At 70.3% G+C, this 15,473-nt stretch carries 6 protein-coding genes; 4 read left to right on the top strand and 2 right to left on the bottom strand.

The annotated features are described in order from the left end of the window. Positions 1–74: 74 nt before the first annotated feature. Both AB0L40_RS20765 and AB0L40_RS20760 read right to left on the bottom strand, forming a co-directional pair. Positions 75–1,667, bottom strand: a complete 1,593-nt coding sequence (locus AB0L40_RS20765; protein ID WP_364359021.1) for an MFS transporter — start codon at positions 1,665–1,667, stop codon at positions 75–77. After that, positions 1,664–2,101: a hypothetical protein gene (locus AB0L40_RS20760; protein ID WP_364359018.1), complete on the bottom strand. Its 438-nt coding sequence runs from the start codon at positions 2,099–2,101 to the stop codon at positions 1,664–1,666. Before AB0L40_RS20760 ends, AB0L40_RS20765 begins: the two co-directional genes overlap by 4 nt. A gap of 301 nt (positions 2,102–2,402) precedes the next feature. On the opposite strand from AB0L40_RS20760, the gene AB0L40_RS20755 reads away from it, so the two are divergent. From AB0L40_RS20755 to AB0L40_RS20740, 4 genes are all read left to right on the top strand, one after another. After that, entirely contained in the window at positions 2,403–3,662 is a 1,260-nt protein-coding gene (locus AB0L40_RS20755; protein ID WP_364359015.1) for a hypothetical protein, read from the top strand. Positions 3,663–3,794: 132 nt separating this feature from the next. After that, on the top strand, positions 3,795–5,105 hold the full coding sequence (locus AB0L40_RS20750) for a glycosyltransferase family 39 protein (protein WP_364359012.1): 1,311 nt from the start codon (positions 3,795–3,797) through the stop codon (positions 5,103–5,105). Positions 5,106–5,505: 400 nt separating this feature from the next. After that, complete coding sequence (locus AB0L40_RS20745) at positions 5,506–9,768, top strand: hypothetical protein (RefSeq protein WP_364359009.1); 4,263 nt, start codon at positions 5,506–5,508, stop codon at positions 9,766–9,768. Positions 9,769–12,130: 2,362 nt separating this feature from the next. Further along, positions 12,131–15,403, top strand: a complete 3,273-nt coding sequence (locus tag AB0L40_RS20740; RefSeq protein ID WP_364359024.1) for an RHS repeat-associated core domain-containing protein — start codon at positions 12,131–12,133, stop codon at positions 15,401–15,403. Positions 15,404–15,473 lie beyond the last annotated feature (70 nt).

The following is a 15,473-nucleotide window of genomic DNA, read 5'->3' as shown; positions in this document are numbered from 1 at the left end:
GCCGGCGCCCGCCCCCGGGGGGCGGGGGGCCGGCCCGCGGTGCGGCGGCCGGCCGCCCCCGGCCCCCCGTGCCCTCAGTCCCCGGCGCCGACCACGGCGCGCGGGGCGCCCTCGCGCGCCGAGCCCGGGTAGTCCGAGTGGCCGTGCGGGTCGCTCGGCAGCCCGCGGATCGCGGCCGCCAGGGCGGGGGAGTCGAACGCCGGCTCCTCGCCGCTGAGCCAACGGTCGATGTTCGGGTGGTGCGGCTTCGCGCGCGCCAGGACGAACAGGTAGACCGCGACGAACGCGCCCGCCGCGGCGATGCCGAGGCAGATCCAGATCGCCGTGCTGGTGCCCGCCGCCGGGGTGTCGCCGACGGTGAGCGCGACGTGCGCCAGGATCGGCGCGACGCTGAACGCGGCGACCGCGCGCAGGAGCTCGATCAGGGCGAAGATCTGCGGCACGTTGTTGGACGGCAGCGAGAAGCCGGCGATGAACAGGGCGGGCGCGACGGACGCGCCGACGCCGAAGCCCAGGAGGCCCGAGCCGACCCAGACGAGACCCTCGCCGCCGTTGCCGACGCCGGTCAGGATCGCGGCCGCGCCGGCGATGCAGACGAGACCGGACAGCGCGATGACCTTCGTCCACTTGGTGTGGAAGAGGATCCCGAACAGGCCGGCGGCCAGGACGGCGCCGACGAACTGCGGCCAGAACAGCGTGCCGACGTGGCCCGGGTCGGTGCCCTTGGCCAGGAGCGCGCCCTGCGTCAGCTCGATCACCGCGACCGACGACGCGCCGGCCGTGATCGCGACGATGATGCCGACGACCGGGAACGTGCTGGACAGCTGCCGGACCGGCATCAGCGGGCGCTTGGCGTGGTACTGCTGGAGCACCAGCGCGACGATCAGCGAGATGCCGAGCAGCAGCGGGAGGAGCACCCAGGTGCTGACGAGCGGGTGGGACGTCAGCTCGGCCGAGCCGAAGAACGTCGCGCCGCAGCCGGCGCCGGCGAGCAGCAGCGCGCCCGGCGCCCACGGGGCGTTCGGGTTGGACGGGTCCTGGTCGTGGAACGTCAGGAGCGTCAGCAGGAACGCGCCGGTGCCGAAGGCCGTGACGAGCCAGAACAGCGGGCGCCAGGCGTGCTCGCCCGCGCCGGCCACGGCGCCGCCGATGACCGGGCCCAGCGCGACCGCGCCGAAGATGCCCATGTTCATGACGATCGCCGTCGACGTCAGGCGCTTGGGGGGCCAGCCGATGACCAGCGGCGGGACGGCGGCGATCAGCATCAGGCCGGTCGTCGCGCCCTGCAGGATGCGGCCGGCCACGAAGAGGCCGGACGTCGGGGCCCAAGCCGCGAGGACCGAGCCGATGACGAAGGTCGCGGCGTAGCCGACGAGCAGTCGCCGACCGCGCAGGTGCACGGTCAGCTGGAGCGCGACGACGGCGCCGACCGCGTAGGCGGCGTTGCTCATCCCGTTGGTCAGGGACATCGCCTGCTCGCCGAGGCCGACGTCGCGGCCGACCGACGCGCCGACGGCGCCGACGGTCGTGGAGAGCACGAGGTACGGGACCAGCGCCAGGACGACGAGGACGGCGGCCGACCAGTAGCTGTCGGCGAGGAAGCCGCGGATCTGCCAGCCGGTGCTGTGGTGGCGGTCCGGCGGCGCGGGGGCGGTGACGGAGCTCATGCGGCGACTCCCGGGGCGGGGACGGCCGAGCGGGCGCCCGTGCCGTTGCGGTGCTGGTCGGCACGCGGGTCCGCGGTCGCGGACAGCGCGGCGATCCGGCGCTCCCGCTCGCGCTCGTGGAGCAGCAGGCCGAAGGCGGCGAGGACGCAGAACGCGGCGCCGGAGCCGAACGAGACCCAGCGGAGCAGGCTGTCGTCGAAGACGCGGGACTCGACGACCGTCCAGGCACCGATCAGGGCGACGACCGCGTCGACGCGGCGCTGTGGCGCGCCGCGGTCGAGGGCGGGGAAGCCGACGGCCGCGACGGCGAAGGCGGCGGCGCCGACGCCGAGGGCGATCCAGGACGCGTTCTGGACGCCGAACGCCAGCGACGCGGTCAGCAGCAGGCCGCCCAGCGTCGCGAGCGCGATGTTCGTGGTGAAGCGAGGACTCATGCAGGTCTCCGGTCGGGGTGTCCCTGCGGGGGAGGAATACTGGTTGTACCCCACATGTGATGCGGGCCGTGTGAGACGGGGCGCTCAGTGGTCCGCCGGTGTCGAGATGCGGGTCTCGTTCGTGGCGCGGTCGCGCCGAGGTGGCGCCTCGGCGGTCACGGAAGGGGCGGGGGCCCGTCGGCCCGCCGGGATCCGCCGCGCTCATCCGCGAGATGTCGAGCGTCGTGGACATCTGGTCGATCCGGGCCGGGCGGGGTGTGGATCTTCGCGACCTCGGCCGAAGGGAAGGACCATGCGACGCGTGCGTGTCCCCATCAGCTCCCCTCCGGCCCGCCGGCGCCTCGCGACGGTCGCCGTCGCGGTGGGGGTCGGCTCCACGCTGGTCCCGCTCGGGATCTCGGCCGCGGCCGACGGTCCCGCGAGCGCCGGCGACCAGGCCACACCACGGGCCCTGAAGGCCGGCCGGTGCGCGAAGCACTACGCCAGCGGCCGCAACCTCTTCGCCAAGCAGCGCCTGCTCGGCCGGACCCCGGCGCACGCGGTGCCCGACGGGGTGGCGTCGGAGCCGGTCTTCTCGCGCGACAGCCGCCGCAACCGCTTCGTCGCCTACGTCTCGACGACGACCAGCACCGCCGGCATCGTCACGCCCGGCCGCCGCAACGTCTACGCGGTGCAGCGCACCGGCAAGATGACCCGCCTGGCGAACAACTGGAAGGTCGGGCCGACGCGCCTGCTCTCCGACGGCCTCGGCGGCGCGCCCGCCGACGGCGACTCGTTCTCGCCGTCGATCTCGGGCTACACCGGCCGCAACGACCGGCCGAAGGGCCCGCGCAAGGTCGCGTTCCTGTCCACCGCGACGAACCTCGCCGCCGGTGGCAACCCGACGGGCACCAGCGCGTTCGTGACCGGCACCCGCGGCGGCAGCACGCGCCGCGTCAAGGTCCCCGGCGCGGCGGCGAGCGTCGCGATCTCGGGCGACTCGAAGGTCGTCTACGTCGCCACCGACCGCGGCCTCTACGTCGAGGACGAGGGCCGCGTCCACCGCCTCGTGCTCGCGCCCGGCATCCGCAACGTGACCACGACGCTCAACGGCGCCCAGGCCGCGTACGAGCGCAGCGGCTACATCTACGTGGTGAACCTGAAGGGCGGCGTCAAGGGCGTCGTCCGCGGGACCAACCCGGTCGCCGACGGCGGCGTCCCGGACTCCCGCCAGCGCCTGGGCTTCGTCCGCGCGATCGCCTTCCAGACCGGCAACGGCGCGTTCCGCGCGGCCCTCGACGGCAAGAAGCGCAACATCCAGCGCATGGGCACCTCCACGGGGTCCTCGGTGGCGGTCAACGTCGGCGGCAGCGCCGTCGTCTTCGGCAACCGCGACCACGCGTGCCTCGAGGTCAGCCTGCTCGACGCCACCCACCGCCGCGGCGGCTACGACATCCCGCAGGGCGCCTGCCCGGCGGGCCAGGGCACCGTCGCGGACGTGACCGTGAGCAGCCGCTACAACTACCTCGCCTTCACCTGCACCGGCGGCGGCCTGTACCTGCACTACGTCGGGCCGAAGTAGCCGGCGGCGGGCCGGCCGCCGGATCGCGGGGTCCTGTGACTCGGGGTCCCGCGGCCGGGCCCGGGGGCAGGACGGGCGGCCGGCGACGGCGCGCCGCGAGGGCCGGGTGCGCCCGGGTAGCGTCCGGGGTACGTGACGGGCATCACCCACCGTTCCCTCGTCGACCGCAGGCCGCTGCGGGTGCACGGTCCGCTCTGGGTGGTCCTGGCCGTCGCGCTGGCGATCCGCGCGGCGATCGTGGTCGCGACCCCGGGCTACGCGCCCTTCGGCGACCCCGCCGACTACGACCGGATCGCCCGGTTCCTCCAGCACTTCGGCACGTACCCGCCGTCGACCTTCGCCGACCCGACGGGCGCCGCGGCGCTCCGGCCTCCCGGCTATCCGTACCTCCTGGCGGGGGTCTACGACGTCCTCGGCGTGCACTGGCAGGTCGCCCGCCTCGTCGGCGGCGTGCTCGGGACGGTCGCGGTGGCGCTGCTCTGGGGCATCGTGCGGCGCGTCTGGGACGCGCGGCTCGCGCTGTGGTCGGCGGGGATCGCCGCGGTCCTGCCGAGCCTGGTCTGGGTCGGCGGCGGGCTGACCGCCGAGTCGCTCTTCGTGCCGCTGCTGCTCGGCGCGGTGTGGGCGGCGGTCCGCCACCGCGACGCGCCGCACGCGCGGTGGGTCGCGGCGGCCGGGGTGCTGCTCGGCCTCGCGGTCCTGACCCGGACCAACGGGGCGATCGCGGTCCTGCCCCTGCTCGCGGCCGCGTGGCTGCCGCGGCGCCGGTGGTCGGACCCGGTCGTGCTGCTCGTGGGGCTCGCGCTCGCGCTGGCGCCGTGGACGGTGCGCAACGCCGCGGTGTTCGGGTCGTTCTCGCCGCTGGGGACGCAGTCGGGCTTCACGCTCGCCGGCGCCTACAACCCGGAGTCCGCGCAGCCCGGGCCGTACCGGGCGGCCTGGCGCGTGCCGATGGACGTCCCGAGCCTGCAGGTCGTCTTCCATCGCCCGGGGACGGACGAGGCGGCCGTCGACGCCGACCTCCGCGACCGGGCGCTGCGCTTCGCCTGGGACCACCCGGGGTTCGTCGTCTCCGCCACGGTGATCCACGCGCGCCAGCTGCTGCACCTCACGACCGCCACCGAGCGCGCGAGCGGCGGCTCGTTCCGCGAGATGGGCATGCCGCGGTGGACCTGGGGCCCGTCGGTCGCGGCCTTCCTCGTGCTCCTCGCCGCGGCGATCGCCGGCGCGGTCCTGCTCGTCCGCCGCGGCCGGGACCGGGGCCCGCTGTGGCTGTGGCTCGTCCCGGTCGTGCTCTTCCTGGGCGTCGTCCCGCTGCTCGGTCCGCCGCGCTACCGGATCCCGGTCGACCCGTTCCTGGCGATCCTGGCGGCGGTCGCGCTGCTGGCGGTCCGGGACCGGGTGGCGGCGCGGCGGGCGGCGCGGCGGGCGGCGCGGGGGTGAGGAGCGCCGGCTCGAGCAGGTGCACCAGGAGGCGGAAGGCGCGGCTCTCGCCGATGCGAACAACGGGTTCGGCACGAGCAGCACTTCGCGGCGTCACGAGGCCCAGGTCCCGCTGAGGTGAGGTTTGCGAACTCTGGGTTCGCACGGTCGAAACAGTTCGGGGGAAGGCCGAGTATGAGTGGCGATCCGCCCGACCAGTGGATTGGCGACATCGCTCGCCTGCGCCGCGAGTGGACGTACTCTTCACATCGCGCGCGATAGATCGATTCGACCTCGCGACACATGGATTATTCGTCGAGGACCGGACTCGACGAACGGGCACGGGCGCCGTCATGAGGCAACGTTTAGGTTGGCTGGTGCATCGCTGCTGTGTGTCCCGTCCCCCTGTTCTGGAGCGCCCATGCGCCGCCTCCGCTGGTTCTTCTTGATGCTGCTCGCCGCCGTGGCCGGCGTAGGCGGCAGCGTCGCCGTCTCGCAAGGCGCTGCCGGGCAACGCCAGACCGGGTCGGGTCGGTCGACCGTCCCGCATGCGGTGCCGTCCGCCTTGGCAGCCTCGCCGGGCGAGCGCAAGGTCGTCGGCGCGTTCGGTGAGTCCTTGGCGAAGGACGCGGAGAAGGCGCGGCCTGAACGCGACCGGAAGCGACCTGATCGCAGCCCGGCGACGCTCGCCCCGAGTGCGCGGGCGCACCGCGGGCGGGTCACCGCAGCAACGGTCCGTCGGAACGTCAGGGGAAGCGCCCCGGACCTCACCCTCTCGCACCGACTGATCCCGGCCCAGAAGGACATCCGCGAGGTCCTTGGAGACTCCGCGGTCCGCGTTCCGGGACCCGGCGGCAAGGGCAGTCAGGTGATGATCTCGAGCATGCCGGTTGCGTCCCCGGTCAGCACGAACTCGAAGAGCGGCGAGGGTGTCGCGTACCGGATCGCGAACCTGGACTGGAAGGCGGCCGGGGAACGGTTCGAGATGACGCGCCCCGTGGACGAGGTCTCGCTACCGAAACTCGCCGGTGGTGTCGTTCGATTCGAAGGGGGGATGAACCTGCGGTTGGCCCCCGCTGAGAGCACCGCCGAGGGTGAGGTATCGGGCGAGTCGGTGACGTACCCCAACATCGACACGGACACCGACATGATCGTGCGGTCGTTGCCCACCGGCCTGGGTGTCGGCTGGTCGCTGCGCTCGCCGAAGGCTGCACACGACCTGCGGGTCCCCCTCGATCTACCGTCGGGGCAACGCATCGCAACGGGGCCCACCGGCGACCTGAGCGTCGTCGATGACGACGATCGACCAGTGGCGCAGGTCACGCCAGCAACGGCCATTGATGCCGACGGTCAGGGCGTTCCGCTGGAGACCCGCGTCGACGGCAACGTGATCGTCTACTCCGTCGATCACTCCGAAGGAACCGTTGCCTACCCGGTGACCGTCGATCCGCTCTTCTACCAGCAGTACTTCAGCAGCGGACAGCAGGATTACGCCGGGTGGATCGCGCAAAACACGCCGAACACGCCGATGCCGTTCTCGTACGTCAACCCGACTCAGGGCCAGCCGGGCCAACTCGGGATCTACGCACCACCGACGACCTACATGCAGGGTGCCACCGCCGCGTGGTCGAAGTTCGCGCCCGGCAACCCCAACTACGGCGATCCGCAGTACGGGTACGGGCGCCGCATCTCGGTCGAGCACGCTCACTGGACGCGGTTCGTGGCCGGCAACGTGATCTACGCGTTCGTTCCGACGCAGTATTACCACTACTACAACTACCCGATCGGGCAAGTTGGCTTCGGCAATCAGGACGGCGGCACGACCGGCGCGACGACAGTCCCATCGGGCACCAACGGCGGCACGTTCGACCTGTCATCGGCCTCCAACGCCCCGAACGACAACTCCATCGGGTTCGGGCTCACCAACCCGACCAATCAGTACTTCTTCCAGTACGACCATCCCGCAGCGGCCATCGGCGTTGGCTGGTACCAGGCGTACGCTGCGGACCCGTTGCCGCCGAAGGTGACCGCGACGCCGCCGACCGGCTGGGTCGACACGGTTCCGCCGATCCCGGTCAGCGCCACCGACAACGGCATGGGCGTGCAGCGTCTGGCGCTGCAGAACGCCGGCGGCAGCGAGATTGTGGGGCGGTCATTCACGTGCAAGGTCTCCGGGCCGGAGGTCTGCCCGTTCGATACCACCGCCGCCAACGGCAACTCGAGCGTGACGTTCACCCTGCCCGCGCTGGGCGAGGGATCGACGACTTACTATCTGGTCGGAACCGACGGCGCTGACCTGCAGAACACCGGGGGGCTCGCGCCGCGTCTCCCCGTGACGGTCAACGTCGACCGCTCCGCCCCCAAGATCACGGCACCGAACGTCGGCAATGTCGTGCGTCCCGACAGCACGGACGCATCCGCCACGAAGACGATCAAGGTCACGACCACGGACACGTACTCCGGGGTGAAGGCCGTCTCGGCGAAGGTCGACGGTCAGAGCGTCTCGGTCACGCAGCCGACCTGCTCCAACGGCAGCTGCCCGTCCAGCTTCGACGTGCAGATCTCCGCGACGACGCTCAGCAACGGCATCCACACCGTCGCGGTCTCCGCAGACGACCAGCTCACGGGGTCCAACCACCACGCCGACGGGCTGTTCAGCTTCACGGTGGTCCACGATCCGAAGAACCCGCCGGTTGACCCCGGCGCCGGCATCGACCTCGGCCGCAAGCCCGTCAGCGGTCTGGGGCTGCAGAACTGGTGGAGCTATGACTCGACCGACACCGGCGCTGGCAGTGCGCTGCGAACGAATCTCTCCAATGGCAACGCCGTCTGGACCGTCACGCCCGTCCAGAACCCGGGCATCGGTCTCAACAGCTTCCTACGTCTGACCTACAACAGCTACGAACCCTCGGGCCTACTTCCGAACCTACTGGGCGGTGGCAACACCGGTCTCCTCGGGTACGGGGTCGCGGGCCGCGGGTTCAGCGTCCAGATGGCCGGGCTGACCCGCCTGAACGAACCGCTCGAGATCCGCGGGCCCGGCAACCTCGGGCTTGACCCGACTGCGGACGCGTCGCTTACGCAGCAGATCGGACTCACCGACGGCACCGGCACCGAGCACCTCTTCACGAAGAACGCGAGCGCCCCGGCAGGCCAGCTGCGGTTCGACGCCCCGAAGGGCGTCCACCTCACCTTGCGGCGCTACGACGCGTCGACGGCAGCCGGGAACGAGAGGTTCTGGGCTGCGACCCGCCCTGACGGCACGACCTTCTACTTCAACCGGCAGGGTTACGCGACCCAGATCGTCGACCGCCACGACAACCAGATCCACTTCGACTACCAAGCCAGCAACAACAACCCGGTGTGCGGCTTCACGATCGGGTGTGGCACTCGCGTTCAGTACGTCACCGACTCGGCCGGCCTGAATCCCGCGGGCCTTGCGATCCCCTCGCCCGGGACGGCGGCGGCCGACCGCCGTTGGGAGCTCAAGTACGACGACAAGGACCGCCTGGTCGACGTCCTCGACCGCAAGCGCGTCGCTGTCGGGGGGAGCACCGCACCCCGCGACACGCATCTGCACTACGACACCGCAGGACGCCTCGATCACATCACCGAGGACTCCAACGGCCCCGCAACGCAGCAGCCCGACTTCGCGCTGGGATACGACGGCGACTCGACGTACCTGACGTCGGTCCGCGACCCCAATCAGAACACGACATTCGTCACGTACAACACGACGAACGACCCGCTGGGACTCGGGACGCTCCTCTCGGGGCTCGGCATCAACGCCCAGGTCAAGCCCGTAGCGTCGGTCGCGGACCGCGGATCCGTGGCGAACCAGTCGGGCCCCGGCCGCACCCGCACCACAACGTACGCATTCAGCACCACGCCTACCGGCATCGGCGACACAACGATCACCGACGCCCGCGGCATCCAAGACCACGTCAAGACCGACGCCCGCGGCCGGATGACGGAGTCCGACAACGCCACGACGGTTCCCGGCGGCATCCCCAACCCCAGTGGCATGCGAAAGACGCTCCAGGGTTGGACCGACGACAACACCCTGCAGTACTCGACGATCGGTGCGGCCAGCAGCACCACCGCTGTCACCACCGACTACTCGTGGGGCGCCCTCGGAGAACTCAACTCGCTGACCCAGCACGCAGGAGCGGAGGGCTCGACCAGCGGCCTCTCGCGCACGCAGACCTGGACGTACCTCAAGAGCGGCGGAACACAGAAGAGCGCCGCGGCCGGTGACGGCGACACCATGGTCTACGACCTGCAGAAGGCTGTCGACTACCGCGGCAAGGCGACGACCTACGACTACGGCACCGCCAACCCGAACCGGGGCGACGCGCTGAAGATCCATCCCGACGGTGCGGGCGTCGAGTCGTTCACCTACGACCCCCCACGGCTTGGTCACCAGCCACGCCACAGAGATCTGGAACGACCACCGCGCCAAGCCCGACTCGCACTTCAACGACGACGAAGGCACGACGATCGCGTCGAGCGACACTGCTGGGGTCAAGAAGTACTGCAGCGACGACGCAACCACCTGCACCGTCACCAAGGACGATTTCTCGGCCTTCGACGGCAACGGCAACCCGACGAGCCACGTCGACGCGCGAAACAAGCCGTCGACCTCGGCCTTCGACGCCGTCGGCAACCTCGTCGCGTCCGGTGACCCCCGAGCCACCGGTACGCCGACAACGAGCCCCGACGAACAGGTCGCCGCGACCGCGCCGGACCCGACGACAACGGTGAAGGGCGTCCAGGCGACGGCGCGAACAACTGGCGCCGCGTACTTCACACGGTTCACCTACGACGCGCTCGACCGCCGAGTTGCAGTGGCCAGCCCCAAGCTCTCTTCTGCCCCGTCCGGTACGAGCGACCGCTTCCGCGTCTCCGCGACGAAGTACGACCTCAACGGCAACATCACTGCAACGCTGAGCCCCAACGGGGAGATCGCCACAACCCTCTACACCCCGACCGATCAGGTCTCCACCGAGAGCACGCCGCTCGTCGCCGACCACAACAACGCCAGCTCAGACAGCGCGCCCGCCGAGGCCGAAGCTGCGGCGGAGGTCACCCGGTACGGGTACGACGCCGTCGACAACCTGAGCACGCGATCGGATCCGGCCGGCGGCAGCCTCGCCAACGCCGCGCACCGCACGAGCTACACCTACGACGCATTCGACGAGCCCGTCGTCCAAACCAGGGAAGCCGCGACGCCGGTCGCTGCCGGCAAGGACGATCAGGGACACGACCGTCCGAAATACCAGAAGACAACGACATCCCAGGCCTACGACGCCCGGGGAAACGTCATCGGTGACACCGACGCCAACCGCAACCTCGACGCCACCCCAGCAGAAGCTGCGGGCAACGCGGCCGGAAAGCCGAGCGAGCGCCATCGCTACGTCTACGACGCCTTCGACCGCCTGACGACGTCGATCGAGAACCCCACCGAGCTGGGCACGCCACAGAGCAGCCTGCTGAACCGCACCACCGCCTACACGTACGGCGAGAACGGCGGGGCGAGCGACAAGCTCACCAAGGTCGTCTCGCCGGCCAAGCGCGTCACCAGTTACGTCTACGACGACTTCGGGAGCCTTCAGCGCGAGAAGGACCCGTTCGCCTACGACCAGGCCAACCCCGACCCCGACAACCCGGGAGACACCTCCGACACGACGTACGACCGGCGCCTCGACGGCAAGCCGTACCAGGTCACCGGTCCGCGCGGAAACGACAGCACCGGTGCGAGCGGCTTCGTCAGCCGAGCGACGTACTGGAACACGGGACAGCTGCGCTCCCGCGCCCTGCCGCGCCAGAACGGCCAGTACGGCCAGAACTGGCACGTCGACTACGTCATCAACAACGTCGGTGACCCGATCACCGTCACCGACGCGCGCGGCAAGACGATCCACAACGAGTTCCTGGACGGAGGCGAGCTCCAGAAGACCGACCGACCCAGCTGGTGGATCTACGACCCCGACTCCGGGCAGGTCCGTGAACGCACCGACAGCGACCCGAAGGCCGGCCAGATCGGAGACGCCGCACTGCCGTCGACCGGGACCGGCGGGAGCTTCGGATCCACAACGCCCCAGCAGCTCACCAGCGTGCTGCCCGCCGCCGGCAAAACGACGCTCGGCTACGACGACGACTTGAACCTCACCCAAGTCCAGAGCCTCAAGGACGTCCAGCCCGATCCGCCGGCTTCGGCTGCAACGATCACTCAATCGTTCGACTATGACGCGCTGGACCGGCTGAAGACTCGGCACGTCCCGCAGGACGACCCGACCGCGACACCGCCGACCGTCGGCGAGATCACGCTGCGTTGGCAGTACGACCAGGACGGCAACATCGCTGCCCAGACCGACGGGCACGCCCAGAACACGGTCTACCACCGCGACGACTTCGACCGGCTGTCCACTACGACGACCCCACCGAGTTGCACGGGCACTGAGGCGGCCTGCCCCCGTCCGACCACGACGCAGGTCTACGACCGCAACGACAACGTCCTCGAGCAGCACACCCCCCGCGAGGACGACCCGGCCGACCAGGTCGGATCGGCCACCACCGGTTTCGTGCGCACGCACTACGACCTCTCCGACCGCCCCGACTCCACCGTCGACGCCTCCGGCGCACGCACCGACGACGAATACGACGCCGACGGCCAGGTCACGACCGAATACAAGCCCGGCGCCTTCGTCTCGGGGCACACGAAGAGCGACTACGCCGTGCACTACGTCCGCGACGGTGCCGGCCGCACGGTCGACCAGTTCCAGAACGTGACCGACAACGGCGCTTCCCCGCAGACGCTCCACACCTACACGACCTACGACCGAGACGGCGACGTCACGAAGGTCGACGCGCCCGGGTCCGGGAACACCGCCGGGGGACCCGAGAACCGCCGGATCACGAGCACCTCCTACGACGGCCGCGACCTGCCATACGTCACCACCGTCGGGTCCGGGAGCTCCGTGTCCTCGACGGCGACGGAGTACGACGGCAACGGCTGGCTGCGCCGCACCGTCACGCCCAAGGGCATGGCCACCTCCGACGCGCACACCGATGACGTCACGACCGGTGACCCAGCGCAATCGACCGCGACACGCAACGCGGAGGTCCGCGAGTACGACGACGATGGTCTCCTGACGGACCGCGACCTCCCGTGGGACGACGACGACGGCACGCCGGCCGCGAGCAACCACAGGCGCTGGCGCGCGCACTACGACTACACCGCTCGAGGCCTCGTCCGCCGCATCACCGGCATCTACGACGACGGCGCCGGTGCCGGCAACCCGACGCACGACACGACGATTCAGTACGACCTGGCCGGGTGGCCGAGTCGGACCGAGCAGCACGACCGCACCGACGACGGCACGTTCGGCGACGCGACCAACCCGTTCGAGTACCGCTACGACGGTCAGGGCAACCAGACCTTCGCCACCACCCCCGGCCGCTACCGCCGGTTCAAGCAGACGTTCTTCCCATCCGGTGCGCTGCGTGCGAAGTGCGGCCTGCGATTCATCGACAGCTCCCCGCAACCCCGGCGGGAGCAGGTCTATAGCTACCGCTACGACCGCGCCGGCGACCTCAGCACCGTCGTCGACTGGATGCACAACGACCCCGCCGACGACCCGGGCCCGCTGTGCGAGGAGACCGACGCGGACGACCCGAACAACGACAACCTCGGTCGTCAGAAGACCCAGATCGTCAACGACAAGGCCGGACGTCAGCTCAACGTCAACCAGAACGCGGCGACCGGCAAGGACACCGCCTACGCGTTTCAGACCGGCGACAACCTCGTGTCGTCCGTCACCACCGACGGCCAGCTTCAGAGCGACGGATCGATCACCGGCGGCACCAAGAACGACTACGTCTACGACGAACTGGGCCGCAACATCAAGTCGACCGCGACCTCGATGACCGGATCCGGCAACCCACAGAGCTCCCCCGCCCCCCGGGTCACCGACCTGCGGTATTGGCCCTCCGGTGATCAGCGCCAGATCGCCAAGCCGGAGGTCTCTCCCGGCCACCGCACCGTCGAGGAACGCGCATACGACACACAGGGCCGAGTCGTTCAACGCGCCGTAACGCCCGCTACCGGGAGCGCACGCGATGCGCAGACGTACACCTACGACGTCGACAGCAACCGGACCCAGGACGAACGCGGAACCGACCAGTACAACGCCCGCGATCAGCTCACGAAATGGGTCCGCAGCCGACGCGACCCCAGTGCGTCCGCCAGCGACCGTGATCCGGCGGAGACGATCGACTACACCGTCGACGGCGAAGGAAGAGTTCGAAAGTCGGTCCAGAGCATCACGACCCGGCCGGCCGGCACAAGCCAGGACGCCCTGACGACGCTGACAACCGACAGCACGCAAAACGGCGACTACCGCGGCTCCGAACTGCTGCGCCAGCGACGCACCATCACCGCCTCCGGGGCCGGAACGACCCCCTCGACGAAGACACAGACCGACTGCGAGGACTACGACACCTTCGGCGCGCTCATCAAGACTCGCCGCAAGGAAGACACGGTCAGCGCGGAGTGCAACGAGACGGGCTTCGGCACCGAGGCGCGGTTCACGTACGACACGTTCGACCGGCTGACCGCTGCACAGTCCGTGACCCACAATGCCGCGACGGGCAGCGACGCGGGAACACCGCCCAGCAACTCCGAGGCCTATTGCTACGACGCCTTGGACCGCCGGGACCGTCGCGTCACCGGCCTGCCGGTCAACAACGACCCCGGTTCCACGGACGGCGACGCGGCGCTGGCCCAAGCACGGGCCGCTTGCACCGTGGACCCGACGAAGACCGGCAGCTACGCCACGCTGAACTACACCTACGTTGGCACGACGCCGCTCCTGAGCCGCGAAGACACCTCAGGCGGGGGCGCCCAGAGCTACGAGTACACCGCCGCCGGCCGGCGCCTCGGACGGTTGCGCGCAACAACCTCGGCCGCGACGCCGCAGTGGCGCGCCTACGAGACCGACGCGCAGGGCTCCGTCGTAGGCCTCGAGGACCCGACCACCGGCCGCGTGGGCACGACCTCCGATCCGACGAACCCGCAAGCCGACTACTACGACACGGACCCGTACGGCAACGCGGTCGACCCGAACGAGAACCACCTGACGCCCGACGCCCGCGCGAACCCGTTCCGGTTCCAGGGCTTCTACCGCGACCAGGCGACCGGCAACTACGACGAGCAGGCCCGGATCTACCGCCCTGGCCTCAACCAGTTCCTTCAGGAGGACCGCTTCGCGGACCCGCGAGCCGACATCACGCTCGCCGCCGACCCGTTGACCGCCTCGCGCTACGGCTTCGTCGGCGGCAACCCCGCGACCCGCAACGAGTTCGACGGACACCAGACCCCGGACTGCTCGGGTGGCGTCCAGGTCATCAGCTTCCAGACCAAGTCCAAGACCCCCTGCGGGCCGTCCGGAGCGATCGCGAACCCGGATGACCCCAACGAGGTCGCCCCGCCGGCAGCCCCTGATGGAAACCCCAGCCCCAGTGGGAACCAGGGAGGCTCGAACTCCGGAACCAACAGCAACTCGAACTCCGGAGGCAACGGCGGGTCGGGAACGTCTCCGACGACAACGAGCTCGTCCAATCCCGCCGCAGCGGCGTCTATCGAGGCCCTGCGCGCTCCCGTTCCGATTCCTGCAGCGAAGCCCTCCGGATCCGCGCTCTTCCGGTTCGCCGGAGGCCTCGAGAATCAGGTCGAAGGAGCGTTCAACGGCACGAAGGACGCGGTCGTCGACACGGTGAAGGGCACGGCGGCGCTTGCATCGACCACAGGTCACATCGGTTGGGACATCCTCGCTCTCGGATTCGACCCCGAGAACACCCAAGGCCACTTCGACGATCTGACGCGCCGTGCGTCGGGCGTTGTCAACAACGTCTTGGGTATTCCGGGTGCGCTGCTGCACATCTGCGACAACAAGGGTGTCACGGAGTGCGTGTTCTACGGTGGCGTTCAGGCTGTGGGGATCTTCCTTAGCGGAGGCAGCTCCGAAGGTGCCCAGGCGGCGCTGCTCGCCGAACGAGCTGCGGGCGAGGCCAGCGCAGCAGGGACCGCCGCACGTGGTGTGGCCGGCGTTATTCCGTGCCATAGCTTCGGTGGGGACACGCTGGTGACGATGGCTGACGGCTCTCTGAAGCCGATCCGGGACGTCCAGGTCGGTGACCTCGTGATCGCGATCGACCCTCACAGCGGCAAGCGCTATAGGCGCCGTGTCACGAAGGTCTGGATGCACCACGACCAGCTCTTCCTTCTCGATACGGTCAAGTCGGTAGAAGTGGTGTAGCTCGGTGATGAGCGCGGGGCCGCCCGAAGGGCGGGCCACCGCGATGATCATCGAGACCGTGGGTCTTCTT

Source organism: Patulibacter sp. NPDC049589, from assembly GCF_040675535.1.
Classification (GTDB): domain Bacteria; phylum Actinomycetota; class Thermoleophilia; order Solirubrobacterales; family Solirubrobacteraceae; genus Patulibacter.
The sequence above is the reverse complement of the archived record's forward strand: the minus strand, read 5'-3'. Positions and strand labels throughout refer to the sequence as shown.

What these genes read in the sequence shown, in the direction of transcription:
- AB0L40_RS20765 (WP_364359021.1), bottom strand. Translation starts at nt 1,667, where the DNA reads ATGAGCTCCGTCACCGCCCCCGCGCCGCCGGACCGCCACCACAGCACC.
- AB0L40_RS20760 (WP_364359018.1), bottom strand. Translation starts at nt 2,101, where the DNA reads ATGAGTCCTCGCTTCACCACGAACATCGCGCTCGCGACGCTGGGCGGC.
- AB0L40_RS20745 (WP_364359009.1), top strand. Translation starts at nt 5,506, where the DNA reads ATGCGCCGCCTCCGCTGGTTCTTCTTGATGCTGCTCGCCGCCGTGGCC.
- AB0L40_RS20740 (WP_364359024.1), top strand. Translation starts at nt 12,131, where the DNA reads ATGGCCACCTCCGACGCGCACACCGATGACGTCACGACCGGTGACCCA.